The 17,179-nt window shown below is 72.1% G+C and carries 21 protein-coding genes; 17 read left to right on the top strand and 4 right to left on the bottom strand.

Annotated features, from left to right (window positions below):
- The 7 genes from JHN63_RS32345 to JHN63_RS53215 form a co-directional block, all read left to right on the top strand.
- On the top strand, nucleotides 1-1,044 hold a 1,044-nt coding region (locus JHN63_RS32345), incomplete at its 5' end, for an ABC transporter permease (RefSeq protein ID WP_200687332.1).
- The gene (locus JHN63_RS32340) at nucleotides 1,041-1,931 is read left to right on the top strand and encodes an ABC transporter permease (RefSeq protein ID WP_200687330.1); all 891 of its coding nucleotides are present in this window, start codon (nucleotides 1,041-1,043) and stop codon (nucleotides 1,929-1,931) included. The genes JHN63_RS32345 and JHN63_RS32340, both read left to right, overlap by 4 nt.
- On the top strand, nucleotides 1,928-2,713 hold the full coding sequence (locus JHN63_RS32335; RefSeq protein ID WP_200687328.1) for an ABC transporter ATP-binding protein: 786 nt from the start codon (nucleotides 1,928-1,930) through the stop codon (nucleotides 2,711-2,713). Before JHN63_RS32340 ends, JHN63_RS32335 begins: the two co-directional genes overlap by 4 nt.
- On the top strand, nucleotides 2,710-3,660 hold the full coding sequence (locus JHN63_RS32330) for an ABC transporter ATP-binding protein (RefSeq protein ID WP_200687326.1): 951 nt from the start codon (nucleotides 2,710-2,712) through the stop codon (nucleotides 3,658-3,660). Before JHN63_RS32335 ends, JHN63_RS32330 begins: the two co-directional genes overlap by 4 nt.
- Before the next feature lie 128 nt (nucleotides 3,661-3,788).
- A complete protein-coding gene (locus JHN63_RS32325) occupies nucleotides 3,789-4,943 on the top strand; it encodes a Xaa-Pro peptidase family protein (protein ID WP_200687323.1) in 1,155 nt (384 codons plus the stop codon).
- 32 nt (nucleotides 4,944-4,975) lie between these two features.
- Nucleotides 4,976-5,449 (top strand): nuclear transport factor 2 family protein, encoded by a 474-nt coding sequence (locus tag JHN63_RS32320; protein ID WP_200687321.1) that lies wholly within the window; start codon nucleotides 4,976-4,978, stop codon nucleotides 5,447-5,449.
- Between the two features lie 99 nt (nucleotides 5,450-5,548).
- Complete coding sequence (locus JHN63_RS53215) at nucleotides 5,549-7,180, top strand: protein kinase (RefSeq protein WP_307782033.1); 1,632 nt, start codon at nucleotides 5,549-5,551, stop codon at nucleotides 7,178-7,180.
- Between the two features lie 56 nt (nucleotides 7,181-7,236).
- Here the strand turns inward: JHN63_RS53215 and JHN63_RS32310 are convergent, their stop codons facing one another.
- The 4 genes from JHN63_RS32310 to paaI form a co-directional block, all read right to left on the bottom strand.
- Nucleotides 7,237-8,025: an SAM-dependent methyltransferase gene (locus JHN63_RS32310; RefSeq protein WP_200687318.1), complete on the bottom strand. Its 789-nt coding sequence runs from the start codon at nucleotides 8,023-8,025 to the stop codon at nucleotides 7,237-7,239.
- Between the two features lie 145 nt (nucleotides 8,026-8,170).
- Nucleotides 8,171-8,809 carry a TetR/AcrR family transcriptional regulator gene (locus JHN63_RS32305; protein ID WP_307782032.1) on the bottom strand — a complete coding sequence of 213 codons (639 nt, stop codon included), beginning with the start codon at nucleotides 8,807-8,809 and terminating at the stop codon, nucleotides 8,171-8,173.
- 52 nt (nucleotides 8,810-8,861) lie between these two features.
- A complete protein-coding gene (paaK, locus tag JHN63_RS32300) occupies nucleotides 8,862-10,226 on the bottom strand; it encodes a phenylacetate--CoA ligase PaaK (protein WP_200687316.1) in 1,365 nt (454 codons plus the stop codon).
- Nucleotides 10,223-10,654: a hydroxyphenylacetyl-CoA thioesterase PaaI gene (gene paaI, locus JHN63_RS32295; protein ID WP_200687314.1), complete on the bottom strand. Its 432-nt coding sequence runs from the start codon at nucleotides 10,652-10,654 to the stop codon at nucleotides 10,223-10,225. The genes paaK and paaI overlap by 4 nt, the downstream gene beginning before the upstream one ends.
- A 94-nt stretch (nucleotides 10,655-10,748) precedes the next feature.
- Here paaI and JHN63_RS32290 point away from each other — a divergent pair, with 94 nt between their 5' ends.
- From JHN63_RS32290 to paaD, 10 genes are all read left to right on the top strand, one after another.
- A complete protein-coding gene (locus tag JHN63_RS32290; RefSeq protein ID WP_200687313.1) occupies nucleotides 10,749-11,954 on the top strand; it encodes a thiolase family protein in 1,206 nt (401 codons plus the stop codon).
- Nucleotides 11,951-12,721 carry an enoyl-CoA hydratase/isomerase family protein gene (locus tag JHN63_RS32285; protein ID WP_200687311.1) on the top strand — a complete coding sequence of 257 codons (771 nt, stop codon included), beginning with the start codon at nucleotides 11,951-11,953 and terminating at the stop codon, nucleotides 12,719-12,721. The genes JHN63_RS32290 and JHN63_RS32285 overlap by 4 nt, the downstream gene beginning before the upstream one ends.
- A complete protein-coding gene (locus tag JHN63_RS32280; protein WP_200687309.1) occupies nucleotides 12,718-13,584 on the top strand; it encodes a 3-hydroxyacyl-CoA dehydrogenase family protein in 867 nt (288 codons plus the stop codon). Before JHN63_RS32285 ends, JHN63_RS32280 begins: the two co-directional genes overlap by 4 nt.
- Complete coding sequence (locus JHN63_RS53210) at nucleotides 13,575-13,838, top strand: hypothetical protein (protein WP_234478040.1); 264 nt, start codon at nucleotides 13,575-13,577, stop codon at nucleotides 13,836-13,838. Before JHN63_RS32280 ends, JHN63_RS53210 begins: the two co-directional genes overlap by 10 nt.
- 24 nt (nucleotides 13,839-13,862) lie before the next feature.
- On the top strand, nucleotides 13,863-14,225 hold the full coding sequence (locus JHN63_RS53205) for an enoyl-CoA hydratase/isomerase family protein (RefSeq protein ID WP_307782031.1): 363 nt from the start codon (nucleotides 13,863-13,865) through the stop codon (nucleotides 14,223-14,225).
- 2 nt (nucleotides 14,226-14,227) lie between these two features.
- The gene (locus JHN63_RS53200) at nucleotides 14,228-14,377 is read left to right on the top strand and encodes a hypothetical protein (protein WP_234478039.1); all 150 of its coding nucleotides are present in this window, start codon (nucleotides 14,228-14,230) and stop codon (nucleotides 14,375-14,377) included.
- A gap of 91 nt (nucleotides 14,378-14,468) precedes the next feature.
- Nucleotides 14,469-15,461 (top strand): 1,2-phenylacetyl-CoA epoxidase subunit PaaA, encoded by a 993-nt coding sequence (paaA, locus tag JHN63_RS32270; RefSeq protein WP_200687307.1) that lies wholly within the window; start codon nucleotides 14,469-14,471, stop codon nucleotides 15,459-15,461.
- Complete coding sequence (gene paaB, locus JHN63_RS32265; RefSeq protein ID WP_019075091.1) at nucleotides 15,458-15,742, top strand: 1,2-phenylacetyl-CoA epoxidase subunit PaaB; 285 nt, start codon at nucleotides 15,458-15,460, stop codon at nucleotides 15,740-15,742. The genes paaA and paaB overlap by 4 nt, the downstream gene beginning before the upstream one ends.
- Nucleotides 15,743-15,751: 9 nt before the next feature.
- Complete coding sequence (gene paaC / locus JHN63_RS32260; protein WP_200687305.1) at nucleotides 15,752-16,588, top strand: 1,2-phenylacetyl-CoA epoxidase subunit PaaC; 837 nt, start codon at nucleotides 15,752-15,754, stop codon at nucleotides 16,586-16,588.
- Nucleotides 16,582-17,088, top strand: a complete 507-nt coding sequence (gene paaD, locus JHN63_RS32255) for a 1,2-phenylacetyl-CoA epoxidase subunit PaaD (RefSeq protein ID WP_200687303.1) — start codon at nucleotides 16,582-16,584, stop codon at nucleotides 17,086-17,088. The genes paaC and paaD overlap by 7 nt, the downstream gene beginning before the upstream one ends.
- Nucleotides 17,089-17,179 lie beyond the last annotated feature (91 nt).

Raw genomic sequence — 17,179 nt, 5'->3', positions numbered from 1 at the left:
ACAGGCCGCCGTCTCCTCGCCCGCCACCCCCTCGCCCGTTTCCTCCTGCGCCGTACCGCCACCGCCGTCCTGCTCGCCCTCGGCGTGACCCTGGTGACGTTCGTCCTCACCAACCTGGTCCCGGGCGACCCGGCGGCGGCCAACCTCGGCCAGCGGGCGATCGGCGACCCGGCGATCGTCGCCCAGTTCCGCCACCACTACGGCCTCGACAAGCCCTTGCCGGTCCAGTACGTCACCTACCTCGGCAACCTCCTCCACGGCGACCTCGGCGAGTCCCAGCAGAGCCACCAGTCGGTCCTCACCGACCTGTCCACCGCCGTCCCCGCCACCCTCGAACTCGCCGGCGCCGCGATCGTGGTCTCCCTGGTCGTGGGCGTGGCCTTCGGTGTCGTGGCGGCCCTGCGCCGGGACCGTCTCACCGACCAACTCTTGCGTGTGGTCAGCCTGTTGGGGGTCTCGGTACCGACCTTCTGGCTGGCACTGCTCGCCTTCTACCTCTTCTTCTACCGCCTCGGCTGGGCCCCGGGCAGCGGCCGCCTCGACCCCGGCATGACCGCGCCCCCGCACGTCACCGGCCTCTACACGGTCGACGCGGCACTCGCCGGACAGTGGCCGGTGTTCTGGAGCGCGGTGGGCCATCTCGCCCTGCCCGCACTGGTGTTGACGGCCTACACGGTCGGCCTCCTCACCCGCTTCACCCGGTCCGCCGTACTGGAGGTCCTCAACCAGGACTACGTCCGGGCGGCCCGCGCCAAGGGCCTCCCCGGCCGCACGGTCCTCTTCCAGTACGTCCTGCGCGCGGCCCTGGTCCCGGTCATCACGGTCGCCGGACTGGCCTTCGGTGCCCTTCTCTCGGGCACCGTCCTGGTCGAGTCGATCTTCGCCTGGCCGGGCCTCGGCGCCTACGCCTACCGCAGTGCCACCACCCTCGACCTGCCCGCCGTGATGGGCGTCGGCCTGGTCGTCGGCCTGGTGTACCTGACCGTCAACCTCGCCGTGGACGTCCTGTACGGCGTGATCGACCCGAGGGTGAGGGTCCAGTGAAACGCGGTCCCCAGGGCACGAGGAAACGCGGTCTGCTACGACGGCTGCCACCCGCCTGGCGTCGCCCGCTCGCGGTGACCGGCGGCCTGGTCGCGGTGTTCTGGCTGGTCATCGTTGTCGCCGCCCCGCTGCTCGCCCCGCACGACCCCCTCGCGCAGAACCTGCCCCGGCTGGCCGCCCCCGGCGCCGGACACTGGTTCGGCACCGACGAGCTGGGCCGGGACGTCCTGAGCCGCGTCCTGTACGGCGCCCGGGTCTCCATCCCCCTCGCCCTGCTGCTGGTGGCCATGTCGCTGCTGGTCGGCGGAGTCCTCGGCGCTTGTGCCGGGTTCTTCGGACGGTGGGTGGACGAGACCGTGATGCGGATCGCGGACCTGGTGTTCGCCTTCCCCACCGTCATCCTGGCGATGGTGGTCGCCGCCGCGCTCGGCGCCAGCCTGCAGAACGCGGTACTGGCCGTCCTGGTCGTGTCCTGGCCGTCGTACGCACGCGTCACCCGGGGTCTGGTCATGGGCCTCAGGAACCGTGAATTCGTGCTCAGCGGACGGCTGTTGGGCTTCTCCGCCTGGCGGTCGCTGCGCGTCGACGTCCTGCCCAACGTGCTTGGCCCGCTCCTCGTCCTGGCCACCCTCGACATCGGCACCGCGACCCTGCTGCTGTCCGGGCTGTCCTTCCTCGGGCTCGGCGCCAAACCGCCGACCGCGGAGTGGGGTGCGATGGTCGCGGACGGCACGCAGCAGTTCGACAAGTGGTGGATCGGGGTCTTCCCCGGCCTGGCCATCCTCACTGTCGTCCTCGCCTTCAACTTCCTCGGCGACACGCTGCGGGACGCCCTCGACCCCGGCACGGCCCGAACCATCGGCGCGGAGAAGGAGCGTGTCGGATGACCGCCGGCAACGTGCTGGAGATCAGCGGCCTCACCCTCGACCTGGGCGGCACCCGCATCCTCGGCGGTGTCGACCTCGCCGTGGAGCCCGGCCGTATCCACGGGCTCGCGGGGGAGAGCGGCTCGGGCAAGACCATGACCGGGCTCGCCACCCTCGGCCTGCTGCCGCCGGGCGCCCGCACCGGCGGCCGGATCGAGCTGGAGGGCACCGACCTGCTGACCCTGCCGACCCGTCAACTCGCCGCGCTTCGCGGGCGATCGGTGAGCATGGTGTTCCAGGACCCGTCCACCAGCCTGCACCCCATGCTCAGCACCGGACACCAGCTCACCGACCATCTGCGCCACCACCTGAGGCTCGACCGGAAGACGGCCAAGGAGAAGGCGGTCGAGCTGCTGACCCAGGTCCGCATCCCCAACCCCCGTGAGGCGCTGGGCCGTTACCCGCACCAGTTCTCCGGCGGCATGCGCCAGCGCATCGCGATCGCCATCGCGCTCGCCTGCGAACCGAAGGTGCTGATCGCCGACGAACCGACCACCGCCCTCGACGTCACCGTGCAGGCCGGCGTGCTGCGCCTGCTGCGCGGCCTCTGCGACGAACTCGGCCTCGCCGTCCTGCTGGTCACCCACGACCTGGGCGTGATGTCCGCGATCGCCGACGAGGTGAGCGTGATGCGCCACGGCCTGGTCGTGGAGACGGGCCCGCGCGGCCAAGTCCTCACGGACCCGCAGCACGAGTACACCCGCCGGCTCCTGGACGCACTCCCCGGAAGGAGCACCGTATGACCGCCGACCCGACGGCCCCTCTCCTCTCGGTCGACGACCTCGTCGTCCAGTACCACCGGCCGGGCGCGGCACCCACGCGTGCCGTCGCCGGGGTCAGCCTCCAGGTGCGGGCCGGTGAAGTCGTGGGCCTGGTGGGCGAGTCGGGCTGCGGCAAGTCGACCCTGGCCCGCGCGGTCTGCGGCCTCACCGCACCGGCCGAGGGCCGCATCGTCTACGACGGCACACCGGTACGCCCGTTGCGGGTGCGCCGCCGCGAACTGGCCCTGACCGGGATCCAGATGGTCTTCCAGGATCCGTACGGTTCCCTCAACCCCCGTCGCCGGGTGGGTTCGCAGATCGCCGACGGCATCCGTACGGCGGCCGCGCGCGGCGAGGGAGCCCAAGGCGCCACTCCGGAGGACCTGTTGACCAGGGTCGGGCTGCCGGCCAGTGCCGCCGAGCGCTATCCGCAGGAGTTCTCCGGCGGCCAGCGCCAGCGCATCGCCATCGCCCGTGCGCTCGCCGCCCGCCCCCGCCTACTCGTCGGCGACGAACCGATCTCCGCCCTCGACGCCTCCGCCCAGCTCCAAGTGGCCACGCTGATGCGGTCGTTGGCCGTCGAGTCGGGCGCCGGGCTGCTGTTCATCAGCCATGACCTGTCCGTCGTACGGCTGATCGCGGACCGGATCGCCGTGATGTATCTGGGGCGGATCGTGGAGACCGGCCCCACCGCCGAGGTCTGGGCCGACCCGCGCCACCCCTACACCCGGGCGCTGCTGGCCGCCGTACCGAAACCCGACGGCGCGGGCGTGCTGCCCGCCGAACTCCCCGGCGACGTACCCGACCCGGCCGATCCGCCGAGCGGTTGCCGCTTCCACCCGCGTTGCCCCCAGGCCTTCGACGGCTGCGACCGCGAGGAGCCGCAGTTGATCGCGGGGGGTGTCGCGTGCCGTCTGTACGCGGCGTGAGCGGAAGCGGTGGCGGGGGCCGGGCGCTCGCCACCCCTTGCGGCCCGCACGACGCCGGCAGCGCTTGATCACAGCGCCCTGCCCTTCCGCACGCAGCAGAACCCTGCGCCGAACCTCACGGAGAGCCGATGCCCGCCACCCCGCCGCCCGACGACGACCACCCCGCCGGACCGCCCACGAACCTCTACCCGCCAGACCGTCTCCACCGTGCCCAACAGGCCACCGCCCGAGCCGGTCTGGACGCCCTGCTGATCTCGCCCGGCGCGGACCTGCGGTACCTGACCGGCTACGACGCCCTGCCGTTGGAGCGGCTGACCTGCCTGGTGCTGCCCGCCGACGGCGACCCCTTCCTCCTCGTCCCGGCCCTGGAGGAACTCGCCGCCCGGGCCTCCCCGGCCGGAGACCTGGGCATCGAGATCACCGGCTGGGGCGAGACCGACGACCCCTACGCCCTCGTCGCGGCCCGGCTGCCCGCCCGCACCGCCCGTGTCGGCGTCGACAACCGCATGTGGGCGGAGAAGACCCTGGCCTTCCGTGCCGTACTCCCGGGCGCCGAACAGGAGTTGGCCGGTGGCGTGCTCAACGGGCTGCGGATGCACAAGACTTCGCAGGAGGCGGCCGCCCTGCGCCGGGCCGGCGCCGCCATCGACCGGGTGCACGCCCGCATGGGGGAGTGGCTGCGCGCCGGACGTACCGAACGCGAGGTCGGCCGGGACATCGCGGACGCGATCATCGCCGAGGGGCACGTCCGGGTCGACTTCGTCATCGTCGGCTCCGGCCCGAACAGCGCCAGCCCGCATCACGAGCTGTCCGACCGCGCGATCCGGCCCGGCGACCCCGTGGTGGTCGACATCGGCGGCACGACCCTCGACGGCTACTGCTCCGACTCCACCCGGGTGTACGCGGTGGGTGAACCGCCCGCGGAGTTCCGCCGGCTCCACGAGGTGCTGCTGAACGCCCAGCGCGCCCAGACCGACGCCGTACGGCCGGGCATCACCGCCGCCGAACTCGACGCCGTGGGGCGGGACTTCATCACGGACGCCGGACACGGACCGCACTTCATCCACCGCACCGGACACGGCATCGGCCTGGAGAGCCATGAGGAGCCCTACATCGTGGCCGGCAACCCGCTCCCGCTCGCACCGGGCATGGCCTTCTCCGTCGAACCCGGCATCTACCTGCCCGGCCGGTACGGAGCGCGGATCGAGGACATCGTGATCTGCACGGAAGAGGGCGGGGAGCGCCTCAACCGCACGCCCCGGGACTTGGTCGTCCTCCCTTGACCCGGCCCGAACACCCCACCCAAGGAAGCCCCATGCCCGCTCCACCGCCCCGTTCCGTTCCTCCCGCAGCCGACGGCGGTGCCCGCCCCGGTGGCGCGCCCGCCGACCTGGCCGAGGTGTGGACGGTGATCACGGGCATGTACGAGGGCTACACCGCGGGTGACCGCGCGCGCATCGACGCCTTCCTCGATCCCCAGGCCACCATCTGGGACTCGGCCACCCCCGAACTCCTCTGCGGCAGAACGGAGTTGAATCGAGTCCGGGACGCCCGTCCGATACCGGAGGACGGGCCCGCCGAGACCGGCCTCACCGCGTACGGCCAAGTCGTAGACGTCTTCGGGGACTTGGCGGTGGCCCGCTACTGGCTCCGGGTCGAATTCCGCGCGGCCCCGACGGAGTTGGCCCGCAACACGGCGGTCCTACGACGTGCCCCTTCCGACGGCAACTGGCTCGTCGTGCACCTGCACGAGGACATCCAGAGCGCCCCGGAACCGTGTGACAGGTGAGGCGCAGGGGACTGTTCCCTCTACTATGTCGGGGTCCGGCCCGGGCGTGTCGTCCGAGGCCTGGTGTCACACCCTGCTGGGCAACGGAGGACATGTCCCGTGCTTTCGCTCGATGGCTCCGACCCGTCACACATAGGTCGCTACCGTCTGGTCGGCCGACTCGGCGAGGGCGGGATGGGGAGGGTGTACCTCGCGCGGTCGCCGGGTGGCCGCCCCGCCGCCGTCAAGGTGATCAACGACCACCTCCGCCATGACGAACACGCCCTGAGCCGGTTCCGCCGCGAGGTGGAGACCCTGGGCACGGTCCGCAGCGCGTACACGGCCTCGCTCATCGACGCGGAGCTGGACACACCGCCGTACTGGCTGGCCACCGAGTATGTGCCGGGGCCCACGTTGCACGCCGCGGTCGTGACCAACGGACCGCTCCCCGCCGATCTGGCCCGGGTCATGCTGGCCGCCCTCGCCGAGGGGCTGGACGCCATCCACGTCCGGGGCGTGTGGCATCGGGACCTCAAGCCGCACAACGTGATTCTGTCCGCCACCGGCCCGCAGCTGATCGACTTCGGCATCGCCAGGACCATCGGCACGTCCAACCTCACGCAGGCAGGCGGTGCGATGGGCAGCCCCGGGTTCATCGCGCCGGAGACGATCACGGCCGGTGAGACCGGTCCGGGAGCGGACGTGTTCGCGCTCGGGGCCACGCTGGCGTTCGCCGTCACCGGCCGACCGCCGTACGGGGACGGGCCGTTCGCCGCCGTGTCCTACCGCTCGGTGCACGGCGAGCTGGACCTGCGGGGTGTCGATCCCGGGGTGGCCGAGCTGATCGCGGCCTGCGCGCAGAGCGATCCCGCGCTGCGCCCCACTCCGCAGCGCATCATCGAACTCTGCCGGGCCGATGCCGATCTGGTCCACCATCCCGCCTACCAACGGGCGCTCGCCGTGGGCAAGTTGACGGACCCGGCGCGTGCCGCGACCGTCGCCGACAGCGGAGGCGGTGTGTCGCCCAGTGGCCAGGGGGTGGCGACGGCCCTCGCCCCGCCGGCGAGCGGCTACGGCGCCGAAGCTCATGCCGCCACCCTCCTCGCGCCGCACCCGGGGGACACCACGTACGGCCCCTGTCCGGGGGGAATCGGGCCGACTGCGCCACCGGACGGCGGAGGCTCCCGGAGTTGGCGCGGGCGTCGCGGGCTGTGGGCCGCCGTCGGCACGGCCGCGCTGGTCGTCGTCGCGGGCTCCGGGCTGCTCGTGGTGCACGCCTTCGACGACGAGGGCAAGAGCAAGGAATCGGCCTCCACGCGGGGAGCACCGTCCGCCGGTGCCACCCACGCGTCGGCCAGCCCGTCCGAGAGCGCGGCGACGACGTCTCCCTCTCCCTCGGCCACAGGTGACGGCAAGCTGCCCGACGCCGTGGTGGTGAAGGCCCCCTACACCTTCGAGGTCGGGACGTTCGTGCAGACCGTGCGGGCGAAGCTGATCATGCAGCCGGACGGCAACCTGGTGCTCTACGACGCGGCCGGAACGGCCCACTGGGCGAGCCGGACCCAGGGCGAGGGCAACACGGCCGTGCTCCAGGAGGACGGCAACCTCGTGGTCTACGACGCCCAGCACCAGGCGCTGTGGTCCAGCAACACAGAAGGAGCCGACGGGGCGACCCTCAAGGTGCTGGAGACCGGCAACATGGTCATAGCGACCGACACCCGGATCGTCTGGCAGACCAACACCCCGTTCTGAGGGCGTGCGGCGGGGCGGTGCGGGGCCGTTGCCGATCCGGACCGGCGGATCCGGTCTCAGAGGACCCGCGCCACCGCCGCGTAGATCCCGCTGCCCTCGGGAGCCCCGTCCGACGCCGGCGGGTTCCACTCCGTCGCCGTCACCAGGCCCGGCGGCACCAGGTCGAGGCCGTCGAAGAAGCGCGCGACCTCCGGGCGGGTGCGGAAGCCGAGCTTGATGCCGCCCTTGGCGTACTCGGCGGTGACCTGTGCGGCGAGTTCGGGGTAGAGGTCGGACGCGGCGTGGGACAGGACCAGGTAGCTGCCCGACGGCAGGGTGACGACGAGGTTGCGCACGATGCCGTGGGCGTCCTGCTCGTCGGGGATGAAGTGCATCAGCGCGATCAGGGAGAGGGCGATCGGGCGCGTGAAGTCCAGGACGTGGCGGGCGTGTTCGACGATCTCCTCGGGCTGCCGTACGTCGGCCTGGATGTAGTCGGTGACCCCGTCGGGGTGGCTGACCAGGAGCGCCTCGGCGTGCCGCAGGACGATCGGGTCGTAGTCGGTGTAGACGACCTTCGCCGTCGGCACCGTCCGCTGGACGATCTGATGCAGATTGGGCGCGGTGGGGATGCCCGTGCCGATGTCGAGGAACTGGTCGATGCCCCGGCCCGCGAGCCAGGTCGCCGCGCGGTGCATGAACGCGCGGTTCTGCCGGGCCGCGTCCTTCGCCTCGGGCGGCAGCTTCTCGCCCACGGCCTCGTCGACCGGGTAGTTGTCCTTGCCGCCCAGCAGCCAGTCGTAGACCCGCGCGGGATGTGCCCTGCCGGTGTCGATCTGCGGTGACGGCTGGCGGTCGGTCGTCATGGCGACTCCATCGCGGCGGGTGGGAGGCGGGCGGGAGAAGTGGGGCGCGGCGGGGCGGGCCGGGCTCTTGATCATCGTACTCGGGACGGTCATATGGCCTGTGGGGGAGGGGAGTTGGGCCCGCCCTGCCGGTCAGACGTGCCGGTCAGCCGCTCGCGGGTCCGTGCAGGCCGTCGAAGAGGATGGTCGTCAGGGCGTCCGCCAGCGTCTCCACGGTCAGGCCGCGGTCGGGGCGGTACCACTCCACCAGCGAGTTGACGGTGCCGAACAGCAGCCGGCTCGCGAGGTGCGGGTCGATGTCCGCGCGTATCCCGCCCTCGGCCGCCGCCCGGGTCATCAACTCGGCCACCCGGTGGTCGAATTCACGGCGCCTGGCGAGCGCCCGCTGCTCGACCTCGCTGTTGCCGTGCAGCCTCAACAGCAGGGTGACGTACGGCAGTTCGGCGGCGAGCACCTCGACGCTGCGGTGGATGACACGCTTCATCCGCGCGGTCGCCGGGGACCCGACGACCGGGTCCGGGGCCTGCCTCTCCTCCTCGTCGAGCACGGCGAAGATTGCGTCCAGGGCGCGGTTGACCGCGAGTTCGAGGAGTTCCTCCTTGCCGGACACATGGTGGTAGATGCTCGACTTGCTGAGTCCCAGGCGCCTGGCCAGTTCCTCCATGCCGGTGCCGTCGTAGCCGCGTTCGTTGAAGACCACGACGGCGACCTCCAGCAGCGAGTCACGGTCGTAGGCGGGTCGGCCGTGGCGGCCGGCCGGGTTCTGCACGGGTGTCCTGGTCACTGGCCCATTGTGACAAGGCCGGCGACCGCACCGGACGGAACGGCCTCCGCGGTCACTCCTTGCGCAGGTCCTTGACCCGGCGGATCTTCCCCACCGAGCGCTCCAGGGTCTCCGGATCGACGATCTCCACCGCCACGGTCACCCCCACACCGTCCTTGACGCCCTTGCCGATCACCGAGGCGGCCGCGTCCCGCTGCTCGGGAGTGGCACCGGGCCGAGCCTCCGCGCGGACCGTCATGTGGTCCATACGGCCGCGCCGGCTGAGCTGGATCGTGAAGTGCGGGGCGACGGCGGGGGTGCCGAGGATGATCTCCTCGATCTGGCTCGGGAAGACGTTCACCCCGCGCAGGATGATCATGTCGTCGCAGCGGCCGGTGATCTTCTCGATCCGCCGGAACGCCGGTCGGGCGGTGCCGGGCAGCAGCCGGGTCAGATCGCGGGTGCGGTAGCGGATGATCGGCAGGGCCTCCTTGGTGAGGGAGGTGAAGACCAACTCGCCGTCGTCGCCGTCGGGCAGCACCTCGTCGGAGATCGGGTCGACGACCTCCGGGTAGAAGTGGTCCTCCCACACATGGAGGCCGTCCTTGGTCTCCACGCACTCCTGTGCGACACCGGGGCCGATCACCTCCGACAGGCCGTAGATGTCGACCGCGTGGATGTCCATGCGCTCCTCGATCTCCAGCCGCATCGCCTCCGTCCACGGCTCGGCGCCGAAGATGCCCACCTCGAGGGAGCTGGTACGCGGGTCGATGCCCTGGCGCTCGAACTCGTCGAGGAGGGTGAGCATGTAGGACGGGGTGACCATGATGATCTCGGGCTTGAAGTCCTGGATGATCTGCACCTGGCGTGCGGTCATGCCACCGGAGGCGGGGATCACGGTGCAGCCCGCGCGCTCGGCGCCGTAGTGGGCGCCCAGGCCACCGGTGAACAGCCCATAGCCGTACGACACATGGACCTTGTGACCGGGGCGGCCACCGGCCGCGCGGATCGAGCGGGCCACCACGTCGGCCCACATGGAGAGGTCGTTCTCCGTGTAGCCGACGACCGTGGGGCGGCCGGTGGTGCCGCTGGAGGCGTGGACGCGGCGGACCTGGTCCATGGGGACGGCGAACATGCCGAAGGGGTACGTGTCGCGCAGGTCGGCCTTCGTGGTGAAGGGGAACCGGGCGAGGTCCTCCAGGGTGCGGCAGTCCTCCGGCTTGACGCCGGCCTCGTCGAACTTCCTCCGGTACAGCTCCACATGGTCGTAGGCGTGTCGCAACGTGGCCTGGAGCAGGCCGAGTTGGTGCTCCCGCAGCTCCTCGTGGGTCAGGCGCTCGGCGGCGTCCAGCAACCCGTCGGGGAGCGGCTCCCCGAGGCGCCGGCTCACGGGCGGCGAAGCCGGTGGGGCCGCCGGGGCTGTCAGGTCGCTGCTCATGGAGACTCCTTCGTCTTCGCGCCGTTGATACTGCGGCTCCGCCCGCGGAACTCCGCGATCACCTGGTCACCGCGCAGCACGCTCACGTCGTAGATGCCACTGCGGCCGAACCGGGTGCGCTCCGCCGCGGTCGCCACCAGGACGTCTCCCTCGTGCGCCGGGGCGACGAAGTCGATGTCGGCGCCGGCGGCCACGGTCACCGGGCCGTGGCTGTTGCAGGCACAGGCGAAGGCGGAGTCGGCGAGCAGGAACAGATAGCCGCCGTGAGCGATCTTGTGTCCGTTGACCATGGCCGGGGTCACGGTCATACGGAGCACGGCGGTCCCCGCGCCGTGCTCGACGAGCTCCATGCCGAGAGCCCGGGACGCCTCGTCCGCGGCGAACATCCTCGCCGTCGGACCGGAGGCCGTGTCAGCGGCCTGCGTCATTTTCCACCACCTTGTGGCCCGACCGAACATTCGGTTAGCGTGCGTCACGGCCAAGTAATCCAGCATCACCACTGCCTGTCAAGAGGTGGAACGCATGCCCCAGACCAGCTCCGAGCCGCCCTCCGACGGGGTCTATCTGATCGACGGGGCCCGCACCCCGCAGGGCCGCTACGGCGGCGCCCTGGCCTCCGTACGGCCCGACGACCTCGCGGCGCTGGTCGTCGGCGAGGCGGTCCGCCGGGCCGGGATCCCGGCCGAGGAGGTGGACGAGGTGATCCTCGGCGCGGCCAACCAGGCCGGCGAGGACAACCGCGACGTGGCGCGGATGGCCGTCCTGCTGGCCGGGCTGCCGCACACCGTGCCCGGCTACACCGTCAACCGGCTGTGCGCCTCCGGCCTGACCGCCGTGGCCTCGGCCGCGCAGGCGATACGCGCGGGAGAGGCGGACCTGGTCGTCGCGGGCGGTGTGGAGTCGATGACCCGCGCCCCCTGGGTGATGGCCAAGCCCGGCACCCCATGGGCCAAGCCCGGGGAGGTGCACGACACCTCGCTCGGCTGGCGCTTCACCAATCCGCGCTTCGCCGCGCGGCAGACCCTGTCGATGGGCGAGACCGCCGAGGAGGTCGCCGCGCTCGACGGCATCACCCGCGCCGAGTCCGACGCGTTCGCGCTGCGCAGCCATCAACGGGCCGTCGCCGCCCAGGAGTCGGGCCATTTCGACCGGGAGATCGTGCCGGTCGCGGTGAAGGACGGCGAGGTGACCCGCGACGAGGGCCCGCGCCCCGGCACCACCCTGGAGAAGCTCGGCTCCCTGCGCACCATCTTCCGCGAGGGCGGCATCGTCACCGCGGGCTCCTCCTCACCGCTGTCCGACGGCGCCGCCGCCCTCGTGGTCGCGAGCGGCGCGGCCGTCCGACGCCACGGACTCACCCCCAGGGCCCGGATCGTCACCTCCGCCTCGGCCGGGGTGCAGCCCCACATCATGGGCCTCGGCCCGGTCCCCGCCACCGAGAAGGCCCTCGCCCGGGCGGGCTGGGAGACCGCCGACCTGGACGCCGTAGAACTCAACGAGGCCTTCGCGGCCCAGGCGATCGCGGTCACGCGCCGCCTCAAGCTCGACGAGGAGAAGGTCAACGCGGACGGCGGAGCGATCGCCCTGGGCCATCCTCTTGGCTGCTCCGGAGCCCGCATCCTGCTCACCCTGCTCGGCAGACTGGAGCGCGAGGACGCCCGCCGGGGACTGGCCACGCTGTGCGTCGGTGTCGGGCAGGGCGTCGCGATGCTCGTGGAGCGGATATGAGCGCCCCCACCGCGTACGAGACCCTCCTCGTCGAGGAGCGCGCGGACCGTGTCGTCGTCACCCTGCACCGGCCCGAGGCCCGCAACGCCATCAGCGGGCTGATGATCCGCGAACTGCACGCCGTCTGCGAGCAGTTGGAGCAGGACCCCAAGCTGCTCCTGCTCACCGGTCACGGCGGGGTCTTCGCGGGCGGCGCCGACATCGCGGAGCTGCTGGCACGCGGACGGGACGAGGCCCTTCAGGGCATCAACAGCCGGCTCTTCGAGCGGGTGCGACGGCTGCCGATGCCGACCCTCGCCGCGGTGGACGGCTGGGCGCTGGGCGGCGGCGCGGAACTGTCGTACGCCTGCGATCTGCGGATCGCCGGTCCGGACGCCGTCTTCGGCAACCCGGAGCCCGGGCTCGGCATCCTCGCGGCGGCCGGGGCGTGCCGGCGGCTGCCCGAGCTGGTCGGAGAGTCCCTCGCCAAGCAGGTGCTGCTCGCCGGACGGAACCTCGACGCGGCGGCGGCGCTGGCGGCCGGCCTGGTCATCGACGTCGTACCGGCGGAGAAGCTGTTGGACGAGGCGCACGCGCTGCTCGACCGCATGGCGCGGTCATCGGCCATCGCGCTGCGGCTCACCAAGCTCGTCGTCGACTCGCCCGGCGCGCACCCGATCGCGGACGACCTCGCACAGGCCGTGCTCTTCGAGGGGCAGGACAAGAGGGACCGTATGACACGCTTCTTGAATAAAAGGGGCTTGGAGAAGAGGAGTAGCCGAGCATGAGCCCAACACCCCACTCCGCGCCCGCAGTTGTCGGTGTGATCGGCGGTGGCCGGATGGGCGCAGGGATCGCGCAGTCCTTCGCGGCCGCCGGTTCGTCGGTGACCGTCGTGGAGAGCGGCGAGGCGGCCTCGGCCGCCGCGCTCGACCGGGTCGCGACCGGCCTCAAGCGGGCTGTCGGGCGCGGCCTGCTCGATGAACCCGCCGAGCAGGCACTCGCCCGCGTCAGCATGGCGGACTCGGTCGACGATCTGCCCGCCGACGCCGATCTCGTCGTCGAGGCGGTCCCGGAGGATGCCGGGCTCAAGGCCCGTGTGCTCGCGGCGGCCGAGCGGGCGGTGGGCGCGACGACCGTGCTGGCCACGAACACCAGCTCCCTCTCGGTCACCGAACTCGCCGCCGTGCTCACCCGGCCCGGCCGTTTCCTGGGCATGCACTTCTTCAACCCGGTGCCCGCCTCCGCGCTCGTCGAGATCGTCGTCGCGCCGCACACCGAGGCGGCCGTCGTCAGCGCCGCCCTGGACTGGACGCACGCGCTCGGCAAGAAGGACGTGACCGTCAAGGACTCGCCCGGCTTCGCCAGCAGCCGTCTCGGGCTGGCGCTCGGTCTGGAGGCGATCCGCATGGTCGAGGAGGGCGTCGCCGCGCCGGAGGCGATCGACGACGCGATGAGCCTCGGCTACAAGCACCCCATGGGCCCGCTGCGTCTGACCGACCTGGTCGGCCTCGACGTGCGGCTCGCGATCGCCGAGTACCTGCACGCGACGCTCGGCGAGCGCTTCGCCCCACCGCGACTCCTGCGTGACAAGGTCGCCCGCGGCGAACTGGGCCGCAAGACGGGACAGGGCTTCTACGCATGGGAGTGAGCGCGGAGCAGGGAGAGGACGGTGTCGGCAACGGCCTGGAGGCCGGGGTCGGTCGCCACCGTCGAGCTGCGCAGGCCCGCGCTCGATGTCGCCCTGCGGAGCGGGCTGTCGGCCCCGTACGACGGGTGCGCGGCGACGGCGCGGCGGTCCGTGCCGTGCCGATCACCGCGCGGGGCAAGCGCTTCTGCGTGGGGCAGGACCTCAAGGAGCACGCCCGCGCGCTGGAGACCGGGCCCGTGTCGGCCTTCGCGTGAGTGCGGAACGAGGACAACCCCCTCGTGCGGGAGCTGCACGCGCCGACCCGGCCGGTGGTCGTGGCCGCCGAGGGCGCGTGTGTCCGGGCCGGTCCCGGTCTGGCGCTGTGCGCGGATGTGCGGGTCGCGGCCGAGAGCGCGCGGTTCGCGACCGCGTTCACCGGGATCGGGCCGGCCGCCGACAGCGGGCTGAGCGGTGCGCCGACGGCGGCGGTCGGTCCGTCGCGGGCCGCCGCGCTGCTGCTGCTCGGCGACCGTTTCGACGCCGAGGACGCCTTGCGGTGGGGGCTCGTGCACCGGGTCGTGCCGGACGGGGCGCCACGGCGGAGGGGCTGGCCCTGGCCAGGAGGCTCGCCGCCGGGCCCACCGCGGCGTACGCGGAGGTGAAGGTGCTGCTGCGGGACACGCCCGGCGCGAGCCTCGCCGCCGTGCTGGAGCGCGAGGCGGCGGCGCGGGAGCGGCTGGGTGCGACGCGGGACCACCGGGCCGCCGTAGAGGCGTTTCTCGCGCGGGCGGAGCCGGCGTTCGAGGGCCGCTGAGCAGCCATTCGTCCGGCAGGTCTTGCCTCGCCGGGGGAAACCCATCAGACTAGGTACCGAACGAATGGTCGGTAGGGGAGTTGGTGTGTCGATGACCAGCACAGGCACGGAGGCGTCAGCCGCCGGCCGGGACGAAGCGCGGCTGTCGGAGCAGTTCGACGCCACGATCGCGAAGGACCAGCGGATCGAGCCCCGCGACTGGATGCCCGACGGCTATCGCAAGACCCTGATCCGGCAGATCGCGCAGCACGCGCACTCCGAGATCATCGGGATGCAGCCGGAGGGCGACTGGATCACCCGCGCGCCCTCCCTGCGCCGCAAGGCGATCCTCTTCGCGAAGGTGCAGGACGAGGCCGGACACGGGCTGTATCTGTACTCGGCCGCCGAGACCCTGGGCGCGGACCGCGCGGACCTGACCGAGGCGCTGATCGAGGGCCGGCAGAAGTACTCGTCGATCTTCAACTACCCGACGCCGACCTTCGCCGACGTCGGTGTGATCGGCTGGTTCGTGGACGGCGCGGCGATCTGCAACCAGGTCCCGCTGTGCCGCTGTTCGTACGGACCGTACGCGCGGGCGATGGTGCGGGTGTGCAAGGAGGAGTCCTTCCACCAGCGCCAGGGCTTCGAGCTGCTGCTCACGATGATGCGCGGCACGGACGCGCAGCGGGCCATGGTGCAGGACGCGGTGGACCGTTGGTGGTGGCCTTCGCTGATGATGTTCGGCCCGCCCGACGACGACTCGCCCAACTCGGCGCGTTCCATGGCCTGGAAGATCAAGCGGCACAGCAACGACGAACTGCGTCAGCGGTTCGTCGACATGACGGTTCCACAGGCGGAGAAGCTCGGAGTCACCCTGCCCGACCCGGAGTTGAGCTGGAACGAGGAGCGCGGCCGGCACGACTTCGGCACCCCGGACTGGTCCGAGTTGCAGCGGGTGATCAGCGGCGACGGACCGCGCAACGCGGAGCGGGTCTCCCGTCGCCGGGCCGCCCATGAGGAGGGCGCCTGGGTCCGGGAGGCGGCCACCGCCCACGCGGCCAAGCAGGCCGCCCGTACCCGGAAGACCGAAGGAGCGGTGGCATGACGCAGGACTGGCCCCTGTACGAGGTGTTCGTCCGCGGCAAGCGCGGCCTGAACCACGTCCACGTCGGCTCGCTGCACGCCGCCGACGACGCGATGGCGCTCACCCACGCCCGTGACCTCTACACGCGGCGCAACGAGGGTGTGTCCATCTGGGTCGTGCGCTCGGAGCACATCGCCGCCTCGACCCGCGACGAGAAGGACCCGTTCTTCGCCCCGAGCGCCGACAAGGTCTACCGTCACCCCACGTTCTACGACATCCCCGACGACGTCCCCCACATCTAGGAGCAGGGAATGAGTGACGACCACGTCTATCTGTCCCTGGCCGAGGGACACGACGACGGCGACGCCCGCTGGGCCTTCGGCACCGGCTTCGAGGACCCGCTGCACGGTGTCGACCAGACCGTGCCGGAGGGGACGGACGCCGCTCAACTGGCCACATATTGCCTGGCACTTGGCGACGACGCGCTCGTCAGCGCGCAGCGACTGGCCCAATGGTGCACCGCCGCCCCCGAGTTGGAGGAGGAGGTGGCCCTGGCCAACATCGGACTCGACCTCCTCGGCCAGACCCGTCTGCTCTACGCGCGTGCCGGGCAGGTCGACGGCACGGGTCGCGGCGAGGACGCGTACGCCTACTTCCGCGACGCGGACGACTTCCGCAACGTACGGCTGGCCGAACTCCCCAACGGGGACTTCGCGTTCTCGATCACCCGCCTGCTGGTGCTGTCCTCCTGGCGACTGGCCCTCTTCGAGCGGCTCGCCGTCGCCACATCGGACCCGGTGCTCGCCGCCATCGCCGCCAAGGGCGTCAAGGAACTGGCGTACCACCGCCAGTACGCGGCGGAGTGGGTCGTGCGGCTGGGCGACGGCACGGAGGAGTCGCAGCGGCGGATGCGGGACGCGCTGACCGCCGTGGCCCCGTACCTGGACGAACTCTTCGCAGGGGACGGCGAGTTGAGGGACGAGGTACTGGGGGTCCTCCGCCAGGTCGCCGACGCCGCCGGGCTGGCCCTGCCCGCATCGGCACCGCTCCCCGGACACGGCCGCGCCGGCGACCACACCGACCACCTGGCCCCTCTCCTGGCCGAACTCCAGAGTGTGGCCCGCGCCCACCCGGAGGCGACATGGTGACCACCCTGCTCGACGCGCGTCGCGCCCGGCACATCGCCGCGCAGGTGTCCGACCCCGAGATGCCGATGCTCACGCTGGCCGACCTCGGCGTCCTGCGTGACGTGGAGCTGCGCGAGGACGGCACGGTCGTGGCGAGCCTGACGCCCACCTACTCCGGCTGTCCCGCCATGGCCGAGATGCGCGCCGAGGTGGCCGCACGGCTGACGGACGCCGGGTACGCGCGCGTGGAGATCCGTACGGTCCTGACCCCGCCCTGGAGCAGCGACTGGATCACCCCGGCCGGCCGCGCCAAGCTCGCCGAACACGGCATCGCCCCACCGGGAGCCGCCCCTCGCGGTCCGCTGGTCCTCACCCTGTCCCCGACCCGCCGCACGGTGCCCTGCCCCCGCTGCGGGGCGACCGACACCGAGGAGACCTCGCACTTCGCCGCGACCTCCTGCAAGGCCCTGTGGCGATGCTGCGCCTGCCGCGAGCCGTTCGAGTACGTCAAGGAGATCTGATGGCGAGCCCTCAATACTCGGCTGTGGCGAGCCCCCAACTCCCGCCCGTGGAAAGGACGGTGGACCAGTGACCGCCCCGGCCCCCACCACC

The organism is Streptomyces sp. MBT65, from assembly GCF_016612545.1.
Lineage (GTDB): Bacteria > Actinomycetota > Actinomycetes > Streptomycetales > Streptomycetaceae > Streptomyces.
This window is presented reverse-complemented; position numbering and strand designations above follow the sequence as displayed.